Origin of the sequence: Bradyrhizobium sp. CCGUVB4N, assembly GCF_024199945.1 — a bacterium.
Lineage (GTDB): Bacteria > Pseudomonadota > Alphaproteobacteria > Rhizobiales > Xanthobacteraceae > Bradyrhizobium.
The window spans coordinates 1,254,886-1,276,374 of the sequence record NZ_JANADP010000001.1 but is presented as its reverse complement, the minus strand read 5'-3'; the positions used below and the strand labels follow the sequence as shown (position 1 = coordinate 1,276,374).

Sequence of the window (21,489 nt, the reverse complement as noted above, 5' to 3'; positions counted from 1 at the left end):
CCGGAAGTCAGGGGCTGGGCACGGTTATGCTATGCGCGAACTGCGCCAGATCTGCGGGGCGCGCAAAGTTTTCGGTCAGGAACTTGAGTACCCTCACATTGAGCTTCAGCGCCCAGTCACGCACCGGATCGGTAAAGGCCTTGTCCTCGTCGCGCGGCACACCCTCCAGCTTCACATCGAGCTGGATATGCACTTTGTTGCGGTACTCACGCAATTTATCCAACTCGTCGTAGATGTCGGCACCGGCCTTATCGAGAATCTTGTATTTCTTCATCACGTCGATGATCGCCCTGAAGCGTTCGACCTTCTTACCCTCGATTTCCGCCCGGTCCTCCTCGGAGATGTTCGGTACGCCCTCGCGATTGAAATTCTGCGCACGGTAAATGATCTCCCACAGCGCCGCTTCGGTAATTGCACCGGCCTGCAAGAGCATCAGCTTGTTGAATGTGCTGCCCGACTCTGCGAGCTTGCAGAGGAGGCCGGCGTTGTAGACCATATTGTCGCCGACCTTGAAGTCGCCGATAAAGCGGCAGCTGATTGTCTCGGTTTTCATGGATATCTCCCTATTGTCCAAGGGGCTGAAAATCACGCAACTCACGTATTCACGACGAGATCTGGCTCCGGCTTCTGGATTGACCCCGCAAGCTCCCGCAGAAATAAGACCTCGTCGAACGAAAAATGATGGAAGCGACCTATCTCCCCTTTTTCGTTCTCCTCGTAGATCATAGGGATTGCGCCAGGCGGAATGCGTGTCTTTTCGAGCAACAGCGCTTCGTACTCTTGCAATTGAACCAAGCGCGGCAGGTGTATCGAGACGATAAGATTCAACATTAGCCCGTGGAGTTGCATGTATTGCTGCACCATTGGCATCAGCTCTAGCTGCTCAGTTAATTTAGACAGCTCCTTCTTGCGAAACGAATTCTGTATTAGATCACTCTCCAGAATTTCGGTCGGGTCGATCAACAGATTTGCTGTCGCTGCAAATTTGCCGTCTGCTTCCCGCCGCGCACTAACCGGAACAAGTGAAAGCGGCATATCGTGGTGCTGGCCATAGTTGCGTAGATTGTAGAGCAACCGATAGGCAAACCACCCGTCATACGCGGCCCTTTCCGTATCGATGAATCGCTGCTCTTCGGCGGAGGCCTTTCCAAAGGCTCGAAGGCGACGGCTACAATCCATTCCGCAACCTGAAGGGGCAGATGATCGCCAACATTTCGACGCCACGTCCCGGCGTCACCGAACCACGTGACGTGACGCGCGTCTTCAAGCTCATCAGCGCACCGTGGACGAGAGGGAGGTTTGGTGACGTTGTTGGCCTCGCCTTGCGCTTCGATGCACTGACCATTCCCCGCCCCGGCATGGTCAATAAAATGGAGCGGAGCGAGGTCGATTGGGACGCCGAACGCTGGACTGTTCCAGCCGCCAAGATGAAGACCGGCTGGGACCATGTCGTGCCCTTGTCACGGCAGGCACTCGCAATCCTGCGGAGCGTTCAGAAGCTAACCGGCCATCGCCGATACGCGTTTTCCTGCTCCAAGGACGCGCCGCTATCGAACAACACGCTCAACAAGCGCTTGCGGCTGCTTGGCATTGACACCAAGACTGATCATTGTGCCCACGGATTCCGGACCACCTTCTCGACCCTGTCCCACCACGAAGAGATCAAGGATGCCAAGTCATGGGATGGCGATGCGGTCGAGCTGCAGCTTGCCCATCTCGATAACTCGACTGTGGAACGTCTGTACAAGAAGCACGGACCGCTCGCCCTGATCGGCTCGCGCACGAAGCTGATGCAGCATTGGGCTGATCGGATCGACAACTGGCTCGATCCAAAGAAGGTGATGCCGATCAAGGGAGACGCTGCTTGAGTCACCTGAGAGGCGCCCCTTCCGGATCGCCTGCGCCGACATCGCAAGTATCGGTGGTTGCGGGGAGGCGCAACACCCGATTGTTGCGATTGATGGAACGGGAGATCCCTAAGCTTGTCGCATAAGCGGAGTCCGACCGGGGCGCTGATTAAGAGACAGGTTGGGCGCTAAGGACACTATACCACTTACGCGAAGCGCGTTGCCGCAGCCCGTGCCTTAGTTGTCAACCCGTGCATACGCTGACAACGTCATTCGTCCTCGGCTACCATGGCTGTGGCGCTTCGGTCGCCGAGAGATTCGTGGCAGGCGATGACTTCAAGAAAAGCACTAACGCGTACGATTGGTTGGGCCCAGGGATTTACTTCTGGGAGTCCAATCCGGTCCGGGGAATTCAGTTCGCTGAAGAACTAAAAATCAGAGGCCGAAGAAGGATACGTAAGCCCGCGGTCGTAGGGGCGGCCATTGATCTCGGGCTGTGTTTGGATCTGACTACTGCTGCAGGTATCGCTCAGCTTAGCCGCAGAGAAGCAGCGACTACTGGCCGAAGCGGCAATCGCCCTGACTATCTCTGGGAGATCGGTAGCGGAGAGAATTGGATGGCGTACCATCTGGCCGCGCTGCTAGCTTGGGGTAAAGTGGATGGTGTGGTCGGAGTTGCCAATTGGCGCGATGACGAGGGCTTCCTTATCCCGACCTCGTGGAGTCCTCCACAGTCTCAGGACCCTGAGGAGACTGACAAGGACAACTGATATGACGCCGCATAGCCGTCCAGACCCAAACCTGTACTTCGCGACATGTTCAATGTGCATTCCGACAAACGTCTTTGACGTCTGCAGTGAACCTCCAAGTCAATTTCCTATTGTCGGAACGGCGAAGCAAATTTCGAGCAACGTTGGGAAAACGTGATGACCATCATCGATGGGTCTTCACGGGTCCGCTACATGGCTAGACCCACGGCAAGCCGTCCTTCACGGGCCCGGATGCGCGCTTAGGATAGTGCCCGAGACGACCTCATCTGGAACGATGCTCGGTGAGGCGTTGCTCGTCACTCTCCCGGCCCATGCAACGCAATTGCGCCCGGCGGCCTTTGCTTCGTATAGCGCCCGATCCGCCTCTTCCAGCAATAGATGAGGATCACCAGCAAACGCATCCCACCAAGCCAGTCCTGCACTGATACTTACGCTGCGTCCCGGCAAGCCGGGATGAGGCAGGTCAACTCTGGAGACGGCCGCCCGCAATTCCTCGCAAACACGCTCCAGTTCAAGGGCCGTGATTGAGGGAACTATCGCAGCGAATTCCTCGCCACCGTACCTAGCAATCGAAATGCCTTCTTTATCCGCCTTGCAAGCGAGTGCCTGCGCCACCGTCCGAAGGCAGACGTCGCCGGCAATATGCCCGGCGGAATCGTTATACTTCTTGAAGTGGTCGACATCCATCAGGATAGCGCCGACACTCTTACGTTCTTTCTCCGCGGACAGACGTGCGGCTTCGGCCTCGAAATAACGGCGGTTTGGAAGCCCGGTCAATGCGTCTGTGTTGGAGATGCGCAGAAGCTCTCGATTGACCAGGCTCAATTCCATCGCCGCATATTCGTAGCGGAGCGTTTCCAGAAATCGTCGCCTCCGATCAATCTCGTTCTTTCGGATCACCAGGAGCACCGTCAGGGACGCCGCGGTACCGATGATCGTATCGCTGACGAAAGAACTCGAATCCGTTCCGAAGAGTAGTGGCAGGGTTGGGTGCAAGATTGCCGCAGAAAGGCAGGTAACAAGTCCCGCGGAAAACGAAATTGGTACGGCTGCGAGACATATGGCAAATACCATGATCGCAGCGAGCATATAGTTCTCCATCATCGCCGGCGGCGCTGATGTTCCAGCGAACTCGATGACAGCCATGATCGATATGATAGCGGCACCATAGGCGAAGCTGATCTGCAGGGCGTTGCGCGAGCGCAACCCGCAGACCGCGACACCGGCGCAAAAGAGTGCGACCAGACATCTCCAATGCCATGCCGCGGCGAAGACCTCGACACTATTTGAACGGTCAAAGCCAATTGCGCCAAGCATCAGAATTGCGCAGACCGCCGAGGAGCGCGCCATGTGACGAGCCATCGAACGTCCGCGTTGAAGCGCGTACGTGCCCTCCAGCTCAGGCTGAAAGGACCAACAAGACGCGCGCGCAATCTCGCTCTCGAAATCGGTACGATCCATGAAGGCGGCAAGCTCATTGAAAAGTCACGCGATAGTGGTCCGGGAGAGGTTAAGAATGGGTGCCAGCAACGCAGCGATGCGGACCGCTAGACATCACCCGCAAATTTACGGAGCGACCGAAAGCCAAAAACCGACGGCCACTCGGCTTCACCTATCTGCACATCGCCCAGTGCGTCAGCTGCCCCAGCCGCGTCCCACAGGGCCGATTCCGGGGGATTCAACGATGAAATCCCAGCCCGTCACATCGACTAAGAACGGATTGTTCTTTTTGCCCTCCTCGTCGTACTCGGAACGCATGTCGACATGGGCCCAAATGCCGCCAGTCAGCAGACACTCATCGTTGGAAATTGGAGCCTTGAGCCCATCGAGGCTCACCGCGACCTCTTCCAGCCGCCGCCGACTTCCCCGGCGCAGCCCAAGGCTCGCCCGAATGCGGTGCCGGCTGGCACGACCTTCTCGAGCATCTATACGTTCGGACCCGGACGGCCGTCCAAGCCGACGGCGGCCCCCTCCAGTTCGACCAGATCAAGGAGAAGTACGGGACCCTCCGCGTCTACTGGGACGGCGCCATTTCTCTGGAGGGCGACGAGTGGATCAAGGACGCCATCGCCTTGGCGGAGCCCGCAGCGCCGTGACCTGCGAGGTCTGCGGCGAGAAGGGGCGCCTCCGGGGCGGCGCTAGGCTGAGCATCTGCTGCATGGCGCACTCGGAGGGCCGGCCAGCGGTCAAGCGCCGCTCGGGCTTCGAGAAACGTCCCCCGGTGCGACACTTCTCCGACAGCAGGCGCTTTGTCACCTGCCGCCAAGAGTCAGACGAGTGCAGATCTTGGTAGCACCGACCGTCCGCGAGCTTGCTGTGGCACTTCAGGATGCGTTGCGCTGCTCACGGGCATAAGCGTTGAGGCGGGTGAGTTCCTCGACGTAGACGCGGTGCAACCTGAGAGGCGCGACGAGCCCCTCCACCAAGCCGGCGATGCCCGTCTCGCCATCAAACCTGGAGGTGATGTTCACCAGCGCCTGCTCGCCGTGGGGGGTCACAGTAAATGTCCTGACGAGGCCGGAGCTGCCGGTGTCAGCCTGGACCAGGATTCGGCCGGGCTCCGGCTCAGCGATCTCCATCCGGAGCTTCCGGACGCCGCCGGCGGATTTGATTTTGAAGCTGACGACGCTGCCTGCTCCTATGCCGCCTTCTTCGAGTTGGAAGTCGTAGAAGGGGGGCGGCAAGAACCGAGCGTGAAGGTGCATGTCTGCGAGGTATCGGTAGACATCGTCCGCGGGCGCGTCGATGGTGCGCTCGGCGGACGCTACGACGTATTTTGCCATGAGTCTGATCTCCTTGTTTGTGGGTTGACCGAGGATCCGAGCGCGCTTTCCTATGAAGGCCCGTCCCTGCGGGAAGTCATCGACGTGCGATACACTACGGTGACCGACGATTTCGATTTCTAGCGTTCTTAGAAATTCTCGCGCGAAACGGCACTGAAAAGCGTCATGCAGCTAGTAATTAAGGTCAAAGACGAGGCGCCAAAGGCGCTCAATGGCCCTTGCCATCCAGCCGCCCGCAACCGAGCCGTTCACAAAATCGACGGCTCCGGCGTTCATCGTCTTCGGAGTCATCCCGCCTAATTCATTTTGACTAACTACGGAATCATTGACGATGAACGAGACTCCCTCGCCTGCCTGCTGGTCGAGCATTACCGTCGCCTCCTACCGCCTGAGCACCCAGCCTAAGACTCTTGAGCGATGATGACTTTGCCCTGGACAGCCAGAATAGCAATCGTCTAACTTTCTATGTCTCCATACATAAATGGATGGCCCAACAAACGAGCCGGAGGAGCGAACGTGGACTTACAATGGGACGACCTCCGCATTTTTCTCGCCGTTTGCGATGCTGGGAGCATGAGTGGCGCCGCGCGGCGCTTGAAGGTGAGCCAACCCACTTTGAGCCGGAGGATTGCGGAGATGGAGTACGGGCTCGGCGAGCCGCTTTTCGTCCGCAAAAACCAGGGCATCACCCTAACGAAAACTGGCATGAGGCTAATGCCCGCAGCCCAAGGCATGGCGCAATGGGCGACGGAAGCCAGTCGCTCACTCGATGCGAAGAACTCTCCTGTCAGTGGCCGCGTGCGCATTACGGCGGCACCGTCGTTCGCCTTAGATCTCCTGGCGCCGTTCGCGGAAACCCTCAAGAGAAAGCACCCACAGATCGCTCTCGAGGTGTTGGCCAGCACAGAGCGTTTGAATCTCTCGCGTGGCGAAGCGGACATCGCGCTCAGGAGATATCCCTCCGATGATCCCGATCTGATCACAGTCGGCGAAACTGTGATTCCAATCGGCGCGTATGTCAGCAAGGACTACGCACGGAGACTACCCGCGAAACATGGCTTTCGCGACCTCGACTGGATCGCATGGGCGGGGCAGCTCGAGATGGTCAGCCCGAATCCGGAGCTCGCGGCCAAGATCCCAGACTTTCGTCCGACTTTCGCATCTGACGACTACAGCGTACAGGTCGCGGCCTGCCAGGCTGGCGTTGGCGCGATGATCCTTCTGAAGACGCCCCATCGGCTCAAGCGGCCGGGAGAACTCGTGGAGCTCAAGCTCGACCTTCCAACCTCGCTCCGCGCAGAACTCGCGATCATCTGTCACAAGCGTATGGCCGATCTCCCCAAGGTTAGAACCGTCCTGGACCTGCTCAGGCAGGAATTCGCGAATCTGAGGAAGGCTTGAGACGCGAGCGAACATTGAATAGTGCGGCCCGAATGCGGGCTAAGACGGCGCCCGGTCGGATGGCCTCCAACCGGGCGACGATTCAACTATCCAGGGGAGGAACCGGCCGTTCCCTATGCAGCAGCGTTCGTACCGGACATCTGATCGAAGCAATCCAGGGTACGAGCCGTATAGACCAGCGCCGCGCCCGCATTCATTGCAATGGCGACGCCAAGTGCCTCGGCAATCTCAGCCTTCGTCACGCCATGCTTCATTGCGGCCTCAACGTGGCTGGCAATGCAGCCATCACAGTGGGTAGTGACGGCAACCGCAAGTGAGATCAACTCGCGCGTCTTCCCGTCGAGATGCTGCGCTTTATCGCCGGAGCTGGCCAGAGCCAGATATCCCTTGACCGTTTCCGGCGCGAGCTTCGCCAGATCACCAACCCGCGACTTCACGGCAGCGCGATACTTCAACCAGTCCAACATGTGTTCTCCTCTTCTCTTCTGCTCTTCAGAACATCGCCGCATCATATGAGACGAAGTTGTCAACAAACGCGCCAAACTTTGCGCGCTCGATAGTCGTGCGAGTGCTATAGGTACCGTTCCTCTCGGCTATCTCGTCGCGGCCCTCCGCGACACGCTTGAGAGGCATCCCCTCAGTGTAGAATTTGACTAAGAAACAGCTTTGTCCGGTTGTGTTGCGGGCTTCCGAAGAATTCGGCCGGCGTGTTCTGCTCGACGATCTGACCGGAATCCATGAAAATGACACGGTTAGCTACCTTGCGCGCGAACCCCATCTCGTGAGTGACGCACAACATGGTCATCCCCTCTTCGGCCAGACTCACCATCGTCTCCAAGACCTCCTTGACCATCTCCGGATCGAGCGCCGAGGTTGGCTCGTCGAACAGCATGATCCGCGGCTTCATACAGAGAGAACGCGCAATCGCGACGCGCTGCTGCTGACCGCCGGACAGTTGACCGGGGTACTTATTAGCCTGTTCGGGAATCTTTACCTTGCGCAGGTAATGCATCGCGATTTCTTCTGCTTCCTTGCGCGGCATCTTGCGAACCCAAATTGGCGCCAGTGTGCAGTTTTGTAGGATCGTGAGGTGCGGAAAGAGATTGAAGTGTTGAAACACCATGCCGACCTCACGACGGACCTCGTCAATCTTTTTGAGATCGCTGGTGAGCTCCTTTCCATCGACGATGATTTTGCCCTTCTGGTGCTCCTCTAGGCGATTGATGCAGCGAATCATCGTCGATTTGCCGGATCCCGAAGGCCCACAAATAACAATGCGCTCACCGCACATAACCTTGAGGTTCACGTCCTTTAGAACGTGATAGCCACCGTACCATTTGTTCATGCCGATAATCTCGACTGCGACTTCATTCGTCGGGACTTGCGTCATGCTGAGATCTACCTTCGCAGCGCCGGACGTACGTTTTGTGCTCATCTGCAGGCTCCCTTCTCACCGCCCATGCCCAGTTTCAAGACGCCGTTCCACATACTGCGAATATCGAGACATGCCGAAGCAGAAGATCCAGAAGATCACTGCGGCAAAAATATAACCAGTCCTCGCGGTTTGCGGTGTCGCCCAATTGGCGTCTCCGGAAATTCCCTGCTTGACGATCCCAAGCAGATCGAACATCGAGATGACGAGGACCAACGTCGTGTCCTTGAACAGTCCGATGAAAGAATTGACGATCCCTGGAATGACGAGCTTTAGGGCCTGTGGCATGATGATCAGCCCGGTCTTTTGCCAATAGCTGAGCCCAAGAGAATCCGCTCCTTCGTATTGGCCCTTGGGCATGGCCTGAAGCCCTCCCCGCACCACCTCCGCCATGTAAGCTGATGAAAACAGCGCAACGCCGATGAGCGCGCGGAGCAACTTGTCAAATGTCGTACCCGGCGGCACGAAAAGCGGAAGCATGAACGCTGCCATGAACAGCACCGTAACCAGCGGAACTCCGCGCACAGTTTCGATGAAGATGACAGAGAGTAGCTTGATCGTCGGCATCCTGGATCGACGGCCAAGAGCCAAGACAATGCCCAGGGGGAGCGAGACGACGATACCAACGTAGGCTAGGACGAGAGTGACCATAAGTCCACCCCAAAGCGGGGTTTCGACGTAGGGCAGCCCGAAAACTCCACCAACCAACAGCACGAAGGCGACAAACGGATAGATGCCGAAGAACAGAATCGCATTGGCTCGTTTGAGTGGCAGTCGCGGAATGAGCAGCGGGACGAGCAGCCCCACAAAAATGATGCCCGCCAAGACCACGCGCCAGCGCTCTTCCAACGGATAACGGCCAAACATGAAATAGCCGAACCGGTTGGATACGAACGGCCAGCACGCACCCGACCAACCGGCCGGCAGTTGGCCGCCCTGTTCGATGGTGAGGCAGGCAGTTCGATCGGTGCCAACCCAGACGGCATTGAAGAACAACCAGCCCAGGATCTGTGGCAACGCCCACGCGGCTATGATCACAGCAACAACCGTCAGGAGCATATCCGCCGGCGTGGCGAACAGATTCTTGCGCATCCAAGCTAGAAGCCCGACCTCGGAGTTCGGCGCAGGTTGCGCAGGAGCCATGTCGGTCCGCACCCAGGCAGTGTCATGTTGCTTCATGCCTCACCTCTGCCTGAGTGCCAGCTTGACGTTGAACCAGTTCATGACGAGAGAGGTCAGAATGCTCAAACCGAGATAGACCACCATAAAGATGACGACGACCTCGATGGCGCGCCCGGTCTGGTTAAGGATTGTTCCGCCGACTGCGTACAGATCCGCATAGCCGACTGCCACTGCAAGCGACGAATTCTTCGTCAAGTTCAGATATTGGCTCGTCAGCAGTGGGATGATGATACGTAGTGCCTGCGGAATGATCACCAGACGCAATCCCTGCCCAGGGCGAATGCCCAGGGAGGAATAAGCCTCCGCCTGCCCCTTCGGCACACCCTGGATACCAGCGCGAACGATCTCTGCGATGAACGATGCCGTATAGAAGGATAGCGCCAAAAGTAGCGACAGAAATTCGGGCTTCACGTCCAGCCCTCCCGTCAGCATGAAGGTGCCCTTCTGCGGGAATTCGACGGTCATCGGAAACCCTGCCAGCACGCAACCAAGCAGCGGCAAACCTATGAGGAGTGCAACTGAAACCCAGAAGACGGGGAGTTGCTGCCCCGTTGCCATCTGGCGGGCACGCGCTCTTCGCGCGACGTACCATGACAGCCCAATGGCTATCATGAGCCCTGCAATGATCAGCCAAGCTCCCTGGCTCCAGATCAGGCGCGGGAGATAGAGACCGCGGTTGTTGAGGTATGAACCGAAGGGCAACGCCAGGCTGCTGCGCACGTTCGGCAGCAACGCAAGCACTCCTTGGTACCAAAATAGAATCACGAGCAGCAGGGGTACATTGCGGAAGACTTCAATGTAGATGGTCGCAAGCTTGCGTATCATCCAGTTGCTCGATAGTCGGCCGATACCAACCACAAAGCCTATGATTGTTGCGACGATGATGCCCAAGACGGCAACACGCACGGTGTTCACAATGCCAACCAGCAGGGCCCGGCCGTAGGATGACTCCGAACTGTAATCAATAAGCCGATCAGGAATCTCGAACCCGGAGCGTGAGTTCAGAAACTCAAATCCTGTCGGAATATTGGAACGACGGAGATTTTCGATGGTATTGTCGGAGATCCACCAGAGCGCGAGCACCAGCAGAACGATAATTGCGACCTGGACAACGATGCTCCGGAGCTTCGGGTCATAGAACGGCGACGCCTTCGTCGGCGCGACATCGACAACTACCTCTTGTGACACTGCGCTCCCCTCGCGTGAATTCTTGATGCCGATGTGGCGTGCCAGGACCCAGAACTATGCTGAATTGCCCCAGCTCATCGTAGGGCTATCAGCGTATCGGGACGCCGTATTGGATGCCGCCTTTGGTCCACAATGCGTTGACACCACGAGAGATCTTCAAAGGGCTACCCGACCCGAGGTTACGCTCAAAGATTTCCTCATAGTTTCCGGTCGCCTTGACGATGTTGACGACCCAGTCGCTTGACAGGCCCAGATCAGCACCGATCTTCGTTCCGGCTTCGGCCCCAAGTATCCGCTTGATGTCGGGATTGCTGCTCCCCTTCATCTCATCGACATTCGACCGGTTAATGCCAGCCTCCTCGGCATCAAGCAGCGCAAAGTAGGTCCACTTCACGATGTTCAGCCACTTCGCGTCCCCTTGACGCACGGCAGGCCCGAGCGGTTCCTTCGAAATGATCTCCGGCAATACCACGAAGTCCTTCGGCGACGAGGTCTGCAGGCGAGCTGCGTAAAGACCGGATTGATCGTTTGTGAAGGCATCGCATCGACCCGCATTGTAGGCCGCGGTCGCCTCCTCGAGGGTGTCGAAGACCACTGGTGTGTAGTCGATCTTGTTGGCTTTGAAGTAGTCGGCAAGATTCAATTCGGTCGTCGTCCCCGCCGCGACGCAAATCACCGCGCCCGACAGTTGCTTGACCGACTTGACATCGGGCAACTTCCGTGTGTCGATCATGAAGCCTTGGCCGTCATAATACATGACGCCAACGAAGCTGATGCCAAGCGACGTGTCGCGGCTCACCGTCCAGGTGGTGTTGCGCGACAGGACATCGATTTCGCCAGATTGAAGCGCGGTGAACCGGTCTTTGGCTGTCAGCCCGGTGAATTTGACCTTGCTGGGGTCAGCGAATACGGCGGCCGCGACCGCACGGCAGAAGTCGACATCGAGACCGGTCCACTGCCCCTTGTCATCCGAAGCCGAAAAGCCCGCCAAGGCTACGTTCACACCGCACTGGAGGAAGCCCTTTGACTTGATATTGGACAACGTGTCCGCCGACGCTACCGATGCCGTCAGCGCAAGCGACGCCACACCTGCTGCGATTGCCAATGATTTCTTTCTCATGGTCTCCCCCCTCTTCTTCGTCAAATATCTTCGCCACGGACTTCCAACCCGTGAGCTAACTCGGCAACGAGAGCCGTTTCGGATCGTTACAGCCAATGGGATCTCGGCGAGACTTGCTCGTGCCAGATCCGTTATGGAGCTGATTGCTTCTTAGCCCCACACCCGAACGTCAACGCGATCCATGCGTTGCAACTGATTACGGAACACGTGTTGACCAGACGCAGCTGCCCATCGAACGACCGATCGCGATCGGCACGTGCATAGCTCTGGGAATGATCCCACATACCCTAGACCGCACCCTGCTTGGCTTACGCCAGCGCGCATCCGGCGGTTAATCCGAAGCGATCCGCGCCTTGCGAACTAGCCCCCCACTCAACTCGCTCGCCAGACCGTGTACTCGTAATACTGAGTACACAGATCAGAACGGCCTCGCATGTACTGCCCCAAGAAGACTGGCATAAGCGACCTTACCTCCCAATCAGCAGCACTATGGTGGCCATTACCATTGTGGCTCCGATGCCAGGGGCAGCGATCCAGAAAGTCTCGTTTCTTGTCTCGAAACATCTGAAGGCGATATTCCATTTCGACGGCAACACGACCGGAAATCGAGATATTTGCTTGTGCCGGCGGTAAAGCCGCGTCCATAGCATCTCCATCCCGTTCGACATCTGCGCCTTTGTGAGTGCACACTCGAAGCTTCGCGATTTCCTGATCACCCAGCATCGCGTTGTTTTTTGAATCAAGCAAACGAGATATATTCACGGATGGGTTCAATTTTTTTTAAGTGCCCGCCGTCGCACGAATGCTTGAGTTTGATTTCAGTGATATAGAGCCGCCCGTAAAGCGGACACTTCGACGTCCGCGCGTGCCCTCGGATATCGGATCGATTCTCGATGGGGCGCCCGATCGGCCCCGCCATCTTCCATTCGCAGGAGAGCGATTTCGCGTGACAGATCGTAGAGCTATCATGCTCGTCGCTGCTAGGCCTCACCAATAAACGGCGTGACCTCCGCCGGCGCATGCCACCGATACCCCCTCTGGCCAGCCTCTACTGGTGCCAGCAATCGAATGGCAGGTCAGGTCTATACACGGCGCTAACTAACACGGACCGGTAACAACAAATTCGCTTATGAATATCGTCAACAAATTTGGATTGTGAAGCTTACGCCCTAGGCGTAGTCATACGGTGCCTCGCATAATGCGGGGCGGCACTCTCGGAGCGCCCACGAATATCGGTCTCCACATCAAGCCGATGTCTTGAATCTGCTTCTTCGCAAGATTTGTTGCCTTTCGTCGCGCGCGGTTGATCTCCCCTACGTCAAGGTTTGCACCATGAAAAAAGACACGCTGCTCGTCCGCGGCGGCCGCGCGCCCACCGGTCCGGTGAATCCCCCAGTATCACGGGCCTCCACGATCTTGTTCAAGGATCTTGCCGCCTTCGACGCAACGCGTGCCGACCGGTTCGCGGCGCTGCGTTACGGTATCCACGGCACTGACACACTATTCTCGCTCGAGCAGGCAATCACGAGGCTCGAGGGTTGTCATCGCGCGATTGTGGTGCCGTCCGGGCTTGCTGCCATTGCGGCAGCTCTCACTGCCGTTCTTAAGGCCGGTGATCACCTCCTCATGGTGGACACGGTCTACGGACCTACGCGTTCATTCTGCGATGGCTTGCTGGCGCGCAGTGGCGTCGAGACAACCTATTACGACCCTTCAATCGGCGATGGAATCGCCACGCTGTTTCGTGACAATACGCGAGCAGTATTCTGCGAAAGCCCCGGCTCGCTTACCTTCGAGGTGCAGGACGTACCTGCCATCGCGAAAGCCGCGCACGCGAGATCGATCCCCGTCCTGCTCGACAACACCTGGGCCAGCCCGCTGTTCTTCGACGCGCTCGCTAAGGGCGTCGACATCTCGATCCAGGCGGCAACCAAATATCTCTGCGGCCACTCCGATGTGATGATGGGCACGATCGCCACGACCGAGGTCTGGTGGCGACGAATTCGCGACGTCGTGGCTGACCTGGGCTATTCGACCAGTCCGGATGACTGCTATCTGGTCTTACGGGGCATGCGCACACTCGGTGTGCGCATGCGCCATCAGATGGAGAGTGCGCTCACTGTCGCGCACTGGCTTCAAACACAGCCGGACGTACTGCGCGTACTGCATCCCGGCCTGCCCGACGATCCGGGGCACGCGCTCTGGTCACGCGACTTCAGTGGATCCTCTGCACTTTTTGGCGTCGAGCTTGCCTCCCGTTCTCAACTCGGGCTGACCGCCTTCATGGATTCGCTGGAGCTGTTCGGGATCGGCTCGAGCTGGGGAGGCTATGAGAGCCTTGCCCTGCCGGCCCGTTTCACCCGTACTGACCGCCCGTTCCTATTATCGGGTACTCTGGTGCGGCTGCATATTGGCCTTGAGGATCCTACCGATCTCATTGCCGACCTCACAAAGGCTCTCGCGGCCATGCGAGCGGCGGAGGCCAGTGCAATATAAGCGGGCAGCGAATCGGCGATGAGCCCTTCCGCAAAAACTCGCATCGTGGCGCCCCGTTGTCGTTGCCGCGAACTCGCGCACATATCACTCTTCTCCAAGACGTCGCGCCGAGGCCAGGCAAACCTAGGAGCGCGGCAATAGGGTTCAGATAGTCACGCTTACAGCTGGCGTTAGCATTTTTCATTACCCGACTTTGCGGCGGTACTGGCATGATCTCATGGATTGCGCGCAGCACCGTTTTCCCAACGGCGGCTTTCCCGCGCCTCACACCGTCAATGGTACGAAGGCATCACGATCTACTGGATGCTTCCGATCAGTTCGTACCGTTAATGCAATCGATGATCGTTGTGCTGCAGTGGTGACTGCAGTTCAAAAGCATTCGCTCCGGAGGGAGACACATGATCGACAGACGCGACCTGCTCAAAGGAGCGGGTCTTGCCGCCATGGCGGCGACACTGAATTCCACCAAAGCACTGGCGTTCGACACCGTCACCCTGCCGTTCGGCAGCGGCGAGCGTCCGCTGGTGAAATATCCGCAGAAGCGGCCGATGATCGGCCTGACCAGCCGGCCGCCGCAGCTCGAGACACCGTTCGCGGTCTTCAACGACGGTCCGATCACGCCGAACAACGCTTTCTTCGTGCGCTATCACCTCGCGGGCCTGCCCTACGATCTCGACCCTGATAAGTTCACGCTCGAGATCAAGGGCAAGGTCGACAAGCCGCTCAAGATGTCGCTGAAGGACATCCGCAAGATGAAGGCGACCGAGATCGTCGCCGTCAACCAATGCTCCGGCAACAGCCGCGGCTTCTCCGAGCCGCGCGTCGCTGGCGGCCAGCTCGCCAATGGCGCAATGGGCAATGCGCGCTGGCGCGGCGTGCCTCTGAAGACCGTGCTCGAGATGGCGGGCGTGCAGGCCGGCGCCAAGCAGGTCGTGTTCGGCGGCATGGATGGCCCGGTCTTCGACAAGACGCCTGACTTCGCCAAGGCGCTCGATCTCGATCACGCCACCGATGGCGAGGTGATGCTGGCCTATGGCATGAATGGCGACGATCTGCCGTTCCTCAACGGCTTCCCGCTGCGCCTGGTCGTTCCCGGCTATTACGGCACATACTGGGTCAAGCATCTCAACGAGATCACCGTCGTCGACAGCGTCTATGACGGCTTCTGGATGAAGTCGGCCTATCGCATCCCCGATACGCCTGACAATTCGGTCGAGCCCGGCACCGCGCCGAAGGCGACGATCCCGATCAACCGCTTCACTATCCGCTCCTTCATCACCAGCGTGACCGACGGCGCCAAGCTGAAGGCCGGACGCACGACGCTGCGCGGCATTGCCTTCGACAGCGGCAAGGGCATCAAGGACGTCTCGATCTCCACCGATGGTGGCAAGACCTGGACTTCCGCCAAGCTCGGCAAGGATCTCGGCAATTACTCATTCCGCGAATGGAAGCTGCCGGTGAAGCTTGCGGCGGGTAACGTCGCGCTGAAGGTGCGCGCCACCAGCAATTCGGGCGAGACGCAGCCGGAGACGCCGCGCTGGAACCCGGCGGGTTATTTGCGCAACGTCGTCGAAACCGTCTGCGTCAGCGTGGCCTGAGGAGCATTATCATGCAGCGCACCGTTCTCCTCGCGATCACACTTGCCGTCGCCGCAATGGTCGGCTCGGCGCTTGCCGCACCGGTCGATTACAAGACGCCGGACGAGACAGCAGCTTTCAAGCCCGGACCCAATCTCGCGGTCGTGCAGGGCAATTGCGCCGCCTGCCACTCGTCCGACTACATCGCCTCGCAGCCGCCGATGAAGGACAAGAAAGGCTTCTGGCAGGCCGAGGTGACCAAGATGATCAAGGTCTATGGCGCCCCGATCGACGATGCCGACGTCGGCAAGATCGTCGACTATCTGGCCGCAACTTACTGAACAAGGGTGAGGCGCCGTCGAAGTTCCGCTGTCCAACTTGTGTCCGCATGCGTTCTCGCCAGTCGAGCCGAAACACGCGAGACATTCGTGCAAGCTATGCATATATGTCACTCGGAATTATGCATTTGATTCAATGAACAAATTCCAGGATGATTGGGATGAATCGGTTCTCAACCGTTCGCTCGATTAATTGTGCCCTCCGGCACTTCCGCGGCGAATGGGTCCATCGCCGTCTCTATCATGACCAACAACTTGGCCCAACCACTGCTATTTACTCCGCTGACTCTGAGAGGCGTCACAACGCGCAACCGCATCGTTGTTTCCCCCATGTGTCAGTATCGATCCAACGATGGCTGTCCAAACGAATGGCACCTGGTGCATTTGGGACGAATGGCACTGGGCGGCGCTGGTATCGTCTTTACTGAAGAGACAGCCGTTGAGCCTCGAGGACGCAAGACCTACGATTGCGCCGGAATATGGAACGAGCGGCAAGTTCAGGGTTATCGACGGATTACCGACTTCGTTCGCTCACTTGGATCCATCCCCGCGATTCAGCTGGGCCACTGCGGTCGACGGGCAGGTACGCACGGCCCGATGCAGAATTTCGCCGTCTTAACGGACGCCGATGCCAAAATTGGACGTCCGCCATGGACCGGAATTGCTCCGAGCCCCCTGCGCGGAGCCCCCGACATGGCCGCACCGCTCGAGATGCGAGTCGACGACATCAAGATTGTCGTCGAGGCCTTCGCCGAAGCCGCAAAGCGCTCAGCCGCTGCCGGCTTCGACATCTGCGAAATACACGGTGCGCATGGCTATCTACTCCATCAGTTCTTGTCGCCAGTGTCCAATCAACGGACCGATCGATACGGCGGAGACCGCGCCGGCCGGATGCGTTTCGCCCTTGAGGTCGTCGAGGCGGTGCGTCGAGATTGGCCCGTGGACAAGCCGTTGTTCTTTCGCCTGTCCGCCGTGGATGGAAAAGGCGGCCTTTGGGATGAAGACGATACTGTCGCACTGTCTCGCGAGCTCGTTCAGCGCGGCGTCGATATGATCGATTGTTCTTCAGGTGGCATCTCGGGAGACTCGGCGATGCCGAAGCTGGCCAATGTGCCCGGCTATCAAGTCCACTTTGCCGAGCGCGTCCGGCGCGATGCCGGAGCGCGGACGATGGCAGTCGGACTTCTCAGCGATCCGCGTCATTGCGAGCTGATCCTCAGGGAAGGCAAAGCTGACCTTGTTGCCCTCGCGCGCGAACTAATGCTGCGTGGTGACTGGCCTGTCCAAGCAGCGAAGGAGCTCGGCCTAAGCGACTACCTCGACCTTTTTCCGGCCGATTACGCTTGGCGGCTTAAGCGCCGCGAAACCGGTCTAGGCTTCACATCTAGCTTTTGATGTCGAAACGGTTCGGCGGACCAGACCGCCAAGACAACCGCCCGACAAGCGGATGATTGAGAACCAATCGCCCGCTGCCAAGCGGATATCTTTTGATATGGCCATGACACGGGTTTGCTTTGACCCACGCCAGAACCCGATTCCCGAGTTGGCCCGGAGGGTGACGGGCTCCATCCGCCCCCTCCGGCACCTAATCAGCTCTGCTGTCGCTCCAGCACAGGAGCATCCTGTCCTCTCGCCTTGGGCGCCTTTGACCCCACTTCAACGACGATCCGGCCAACCACCGTCACATTGAAGAATTGATCCATCACTTCATCGAGTTCTTCGAAAGGGATCGGCCGCGATGTTTCGGCGAGATGATTCGGTTTCAGATCGGTAGCCAGACGCTTCCAAAGCCGTTTACGCTCCTCCATGTGCAACTGACGAGACACATTGATGCCAAGCACGTCAATGGCGCGGAGCACCCACGGAAGGACTGTCGTATTAAGCTCGGCGCCTACCGCCATTCCCGCGACCGCAAGCTTGCCGTAGGGTTGCAGACGTGCCGCCAGACGGTCGAAGAACACGCCGCCAACGTTGTCGAGGGCCGCGGCAAACAATGGCGGCGCGAGCGGCGCCTTGTCAGCCAGCAGTTCCTGGCGGGAAATGACCTTCGTCGCACCGATCCTTTTCAGGAACGGCTCCTGCTCCACCTTACCTGAAATTGCGGCGACTTCGAATCCTCGCTTGGCGAACATATCTACGGCTAGGCAACCAACTCCGCCGGTCGCGCCGGAGATTGCCATGACTCCATCTTCGGGCTTCAGGCCAGCCTTTTCGAGGCGATCAAAGGCGAGCGCCGCAGTGAGACCCGACGTCCCGAGTCCCATGGCTTCGTATAGATCAAGCCCGTCCGGCAGCGGCACAATCCAGTCGCCAGGCACCCTCGCGTAGTCGGCGTACCCGCCGTCCTGGTTGACGCCTAACTTGTAGTTGGTCACAACAACCTTGTCCCCTTCGCGAAAGCGAGGGTCCAAAGACGAAACGACGACGCCCGAGAGATCGACGCCAGTGACACAGGGCCTATCGGTTCGGACGTTTTTTCCGACGCCGCGGGCCGCCATCGCATCCTTGTATGTGATCGCAGAATATGCGGTCTTGATGACGACATCACCCGGATCCAGGTCGTCCATTGTCAACTGTTCAAATTTGCAGACGGGTTTGCCGCCAACGGTGTGCACTCGATAAGCTTTGAATGTTGTCATCGTTTTTCCTCGCTAGAGCCGCCCCTGACGCTCAGGACACTGCAACCAGATATTGTGCGCCCTACTCGCTAGAACTCTCGCAGAACACTATTTCGTCTTTCGTAGCCGCGATTACGGCTCGGCCAATACCGGTTATGATCTGAAGGGATCTAGACCCGTGATTTCTCTCCCCTGGATGAGCGTCAAAATACCCGGCGTTCCGTCAGGAATGGTGAGAGTTCGAACATCCCGCGCCATCTGCTCCAGACCCAGCTCTTTGCTGAGACCCATAGCACCGTGAAGCCTCATCGCGAGTGCAATCGCTCGGTCGCAGGCATCTACAGCGTATCGTTTCGCCATTGCAGAAAGGCCGTTCGCTCGTTCGCCGCGATCGATAGCGGAAAGCGCATTGAAGCAGAGGAGCCGACTACTCAGCACACAGGTCTCGATTTCTGCGAGATCGTGTTGCACGAGTTGGAAGCCGCCGATCAGCTTGCCAAACTGCTTGCGAACACCCGCATAATCGCGCGCCGCATCAAGCGCCCTCTGAGCTAGGCCGACGGCCATTAGACCGACGAGCGGCCGATTGGCGAGCCACGTCACTGTAAGCAACTTGGCTGTTTCCCCCGTGTCCGGACAAAGGTTGCCATTAGGTACGCGACAGTCGCTGAATGTCACTTCTCCAAGCGGTGCTTGCCGGAGCCCGTGCATGTCCACTTCCCGCGCGTGAAACTTCGACTCGGTCGGATCGACCAGGACACGAACCATGCTCGAACTGCCGTCGTCCTTCACGAGGCGGCATGTCACGTTCATCACGTCGCAAACGGTCGCGTTGGATATCCACTGCTTCGCACCATTCAGGATGAGCTCGTCCCCCTCCTCTTTCAACCGCGTCTTGATCCCCCTCGGGTCGGAGCCGACGTCCGGCTCGGTGCTCGCGGTGCAGGCAATCCTCTTGCCTGTCATCAAGTCTTCGAGGTAGCGTTCCTTTTGCTCGGGCGTGCATCCGAAGTAGATCCGGGTCGTCGTCGCTTCATGCGGCTGAAGGATCAGACCAACGGTCGGCGGGATCTGCTCCGTAATTAGCCCGCAGTCGACCATGGTCATGCCCGCTCCGCCGCCTTCTTCCGGAATCCTCGCGCATGTCATGCCCAGGTTGGCGGCCTTTGCGAATATCTTGAGAATAGCGTCCTTCGAAAGCGCCCTATCCTTGTCGTTCGCATCAAGCACGGGCTGAATGTCCGTTTCGACCATGCGCTGCGCGGCCTTCACGATCATCTGTTGCTCAATAGTTAGGGAGAAGTCCATGTTGACTGCCTCTATCCTTTCTTCGTCGTCGCCCGCGGCCTACGCGGTCTCGCGAAGCGACCGCTCATCTCCTCGATTTACTTCGCGCGTTTTGCCGTTAGCCGCTTATGCCATCGCTTCCAGGACATCAGCGCCGACGGCACCTGTGCTTAGGAGGCGTTCGATTTCAGCATCGTCCAGGTTCAGATACTCTCTCAAGATTGCCTGGCTGTCCTGACCGTTCCGATGTCCCGACCAACGAACCTGGCCAGGTGTTCGAGATAACTTCGGCACAATTCCTGGCAGCTTGACTGAGCCTAGATCCTCGTCCGGGACGTCTAGGATCATTTCCCGGAAGCGATAGTGTTTGCTTGCGAAAATGTCTTCCATCGTAAAGATGCGGCTCGCAGGAACGTCCTCTGCGTCCAAGATCGCTTCAACCTGATCAAGGTCGTGCGAACGGGTCCACGCCTCGACGATCGCATCAATCTCTTCCACGTGTCGTGCTCGCGTGGCCTGCTCTGCAAATCGCGGATCAGCCCCCAACTCCGGCCGTCCCATCGCCTTACACAGGCGGCGATACACCTGGTCGGCGAGCGCTGCGATATGGATGAATTTCCCGTCACGTGTCGGGTACAAGCTGTTTGGTGCGCTGTTCGGCAAGCGGGCTCCGGCCCGGCGTGGAAGCTTGCCAGTCTTTTCAAACGCCGGCACGGAGGCTTCCATCAGACTGAAGGCGGCCTCGTAAAGAGCCGCATCGACGCACTGCCCTTCGCCGGTGCTTTCGCGAGCGATCACCGCCATTGCCGTACCGAAAGCCGCATATATCGCTGTGATATAATCCGTGAGCGGCAAGCCGACGCGAGACGGAGGACGGTCCGGATCCCCAATCATTTCCCGCAAGCCGCTCATTGCCTCTCCAATGACGCCGTAGCCAGGGCGCTGCGACATTGGGCCAGTTTGGCCGAATCCGCTGATCCTCGTCATGATCAGATCGGGGCGCACCTTTCGCAGATCTTCGTACCCCAAGCCCCACTTCTCGAGCATTCCGGGACGAAAATTCTCGACCACAATGTCAAAGTGCGACACCAGCCGTCGGACGATGTCTTGTCCGTCCTTTGAGCGCAGGTTGATCGATATGATCCGCTTGTTTCTCAACAGCGTAGTTGCATAGAGGGACTTACCCCGGAAAGTCTCTCCGAGATTTCTAAGTGGATCTCCCGCAAGATCCTCGACCTTGACGACCTCCGCACCGAAATCGGCGAGCAACCTCGCGCAGAAGGGGCCGGCGACCGTCGATCCGAGATCAAGAACTCGGTAGCCAGCCAGCGGACCATTCGACATATCCGAGCGGTTCCGGGAAGATTTCATCAGCTTACAATCCTTATGAGCGTCATTGTATTTAATCTACTTATGATTGCATCATCGCAGCTAAGAACTCGTATTCGCG

General features: G+C 58.2%; 21 protein-coding genes. 7 read left to right on the top strand and 14 right to left on the bottom strand.

Going from position 1 to position 21,489, the window contains the following annotated elements; genetic code table 11:
- Nucleotides 1–7 precede the first annotated feature (7 nt).
- Nucleotides 8–553, bottom strand: a complete 546-nt coding sequence (locus tag NLM31_RS05925) for a hypothetical protein (protein ID WP_254128430.1) — start codon at nt 551–553, stop codon at nt 8–10.
- Between the two features lie 41 nt (nt 554–594).
- Nucleotides 595–1,179 carry a hypothetical protein gene (locus NLM31_RS05920; protein WP_254128429.1) on the bottom strand — a complete coding sequence of 195 codons (585 nt, stop codon included), beginning with the start codon at nt 1,177–1,179 and terminating at the stop codon, nt 595–597.
- Between the two features lie 20 nt (nt 1,180–1,199).
- Between NLM31_RS05920 and NLM31_RS05915 the strand changes: the two genes are divergently transcribed.
- Nucleotides 1,200–1,868, top strand: a complete 669-nt coding sequence (locus tag NLM31_RS05915; RefSeq protein ID WP_254128428.1) for a tyrosine-type recombinase/integrase — start codon at nt 1,200–1,202, stop codon at nt 1,866–1,868.
- 230 nt (nt 1,869–2,098) lie between these two features.
- Complete coding sequence (locus NLM31_RS43165; protein ID WP_309143670.1) at nt 2,099–2,617, top strand: DUF3732 domain-containing protein; 519 nt, start codon at nt 2,099–2,101, stop codon at nt 2,615–2,617.
- Between the two features lie 219 nt (nt 2,618–2,836).
- On the opposite strand, the gene NLM31_RS05905 is transcribed toward NLM31_RS43165, so the two are convergent.
- From NLM31_RS05905 to NLM31_RS05890, 4 genes are all read right to left on the bottom strand, one after another.
- On the bottom strand, nt 2,837–4,078 hold the full coding sequence (locus tag NLM31_RS05905; protein WP_254128426.1) for a GGDEF domain-containing protein: 1,242 nt from the start codon (nt 4,076–4,078) through the stop codon (nt 2,837–2,839).
- 174 nt (nt 4,079–4,252) lie between these two features.
- Nucleotides 4,253–4,453 carry a hypothetical protein gene (locus NLM31_RS05900; protein WP_254191763.1) on the bottom strand — a complete coding sequence of 67 codons (201 nt, stop codon included), beginning with the start codon at nt 4,451–4,453 and terminating at the stop codon, nt 4,253–4,255.
- Nucleotides 4,454–4,941: 488 nt separating this feature from the next.
- Nucleotides 4,942–5,400, bottom strand: a complete 459-nt coding sequence (locus NLM31_RS05895; protein WP_254191762.1) for an SRPBCC family protein — start codon at nt 5,398–5,400, stop codon at nt 4,942–4,944.
- Nucleotides 5,401–5,571: 171 nt separating this feature from the next.
- Entirely contained in the window at nt 5,572–5,769 is a 198-nt protein-coding gene (locus NLM31_RS05890; protein ID WP_254191683.1) for a hypothetical protein, read from the bottom strand.
- A 96-nt stretch (nt 5,770–5,865) separates the two neighbouring features.
- On the opposite strand from NLM31_RS05890, the gene NLM31_RS05885 reads away from it, so the two are divergent.
- Complete coding sequence (locus tag NLM31_RS05885) at nt 5,866–6,801, top strand: LysR family transcriptional regulator (RefSeq protein WP_256561070.1); 936 nt, start codon at nt 5,866–5,868, stop codon at nt 6,799–6,801.
- A 113-nt stretch (nt 6,802–6,914) separates the two neighbouring features.
- Here NLM31_RS05885 and NLM31_RS05880 read toward each other — a convergent pair whose 3' ends face one another.
- From NLM31_RS05880 to NLM31_RS05860, 5 genes are all read right to left on the bottom strand, one after another.
- The gene (locus tag NLM31_RS05880; protein ID WP_254191761.1) at nt 6,915–7,268 is read right to left on the bottom strand and encodes a carboxymuconolactone decarboxylase family protein; all 354 of its coding nucleotides are present in this window, start codon (nt 7,266–7,268) and stop codon (nt 6,915–6,917) included.
- Between the two features lie 170 nt (nt 7,269–7,438).
- Nucleotides 7,439–8,191: an amino acid ABC transporter ATP-binding protein gene (locus NLM31_RS05875; RefSeq protein ID WP_254196138.1), complete on the bottom strand. Its 753-nt coding sequence runs from the start codon at nt 8,189–8,191 to the stop codon at nt 7,439–7,441.
- A gap of 60 nt (nt 8,192–8,251) precedes the next feature.
- Nucleotides 8,252–9,412: an amino acid ABC transporter permease gene (locus NLM31_RS05870; protein WP_254191760.1), complete on the bottom strand. Its 1,161-nt coding sequence runs from the start codon at nt 9,410–9,412 to the stop codon at nt 8,252–8,254.
- A 3-nt stretch (nt 9,413–9,415) separates the two neighbouring features.
- Nucleotides 9,416–10,603, bottom strand: coding sequence for an amino acid ABC transporter permease (locus NLM31_RS05865; protein ID WP_254191759.1), 1,188 nt, complete (start codon nt 10,601–10,603; stop codon nt 9,416–9,418).
- A gap of 88 nt (nt 10,604–10,691) precedes the next feature.
- Entirely contained in the window at nt 10,692–11,723 is a 1,032-nt protein-coding gene (locus NLM31_RS05860; RefSeq protein WP_254191758.1) for an amino acid ABC transporter substrate-binding protein, read from the bottom strand.
- Between the two features lie 1,332 nt (nt 11,724–13,055).
- On the opposite strand from NLM31_RS05860, the gene metC reads away from it, so the two are divergent.
- From metC to NLM31_RS05840, 4 genes are all read left to right on the top strand, one after another.
- Nucleotides 13,056–14,219, top strand: a complete 1,164-nt coding sequence (metC, locus tag NLM31_RS05855; protein WP_254191757.1) for a cystathionine beta-lyase — start codon at nt 13,056–13,058, stop codon at nt 14,217–14,219.
- A gap of 398 nt (nt 14,220–14,617) precedes the next feature.
- Entirely contained in the window at nt 14,618–15,817 is a 1,200-nt protein-coding gene (locus NLM31_RS05850; RefSeq protein WP_254191756.1) for a molybdopterin-dependent oxidoreductase, read from the top strand.
- An 11-nt stretch (nt 15,818–15,828) separates the two neighbouring features.
- The gene (locus NLM31_RS05845) at nt 15,829–16,137 is read left to right on the top strand and encodes a cytochrome c (RefSeq protein WP_254191755.1); all 309 of its coding nucleotides are present in this window, start codon (nt 15,829–15,831) and stop codon (nt 16,135–16,137) included.
- Nucleotides 16,138–16,377: 240 nt separating this feature from the next.
- On the top strand, nt 16,378–17,529 hold the full coding sequence (locus tag NLM31_RS05840; protein WP_256561069.1) for an NADH:flavin oxidoreductase/NADH oxidase: 1,152 nt from the start codon (nt 16,378–16,380) through the stop codon (nt 17,527–17,529).
- 194 nt (nt 17,530–17,723) lie between these two features.
- Here the strand turns inward: NLM31_RS05840 and NLM31_RS05835 are convergent, their stop codons facing one another.
- From NLM31_RS05835 to NLM31_RS05825, 3 genes are all read right to left on the bottom strand, one after another.
- A complete protein-coding gene (locus NLM31_RS05835; protein ID WP_254191754.1) occupies nt 17,724–18,773 on the bottom strand; it encodes an acryloyl-CoA reductase in 1,050 nt (349 codons plus the stop codon).
- Between the two features lie 132 nt (nt 18,774–18,905).
- Complete coding sequence (locus NLM31_RS05830; protein ID WP_254191753.1) at nt 18,906–20,060, bottom strand: acyl-CoA dehydrogenase family protein; 1,155 nt, start codon at nt 20,058–20,060, stop codon at nt 18,906–18,908.
- A gap of 105 nt (nt 20,061–20,165) precedes the next feature.
- The gene (locus tag NLM31_RS05825) at nt 20,166–21,410 is read right to left on the bottom strand and encodes a CaiB/BaiF CoA-transferase family protein (protein ID WP_254191752.1); all 1,245 of its coding nucleotides are present in this window, start codon (nt 21,408–21,410) and stop codon (nt 20,166–20,168) included.
- Nucleotides 21,411–21,489 lie beyond the last annotated feature (79 nt).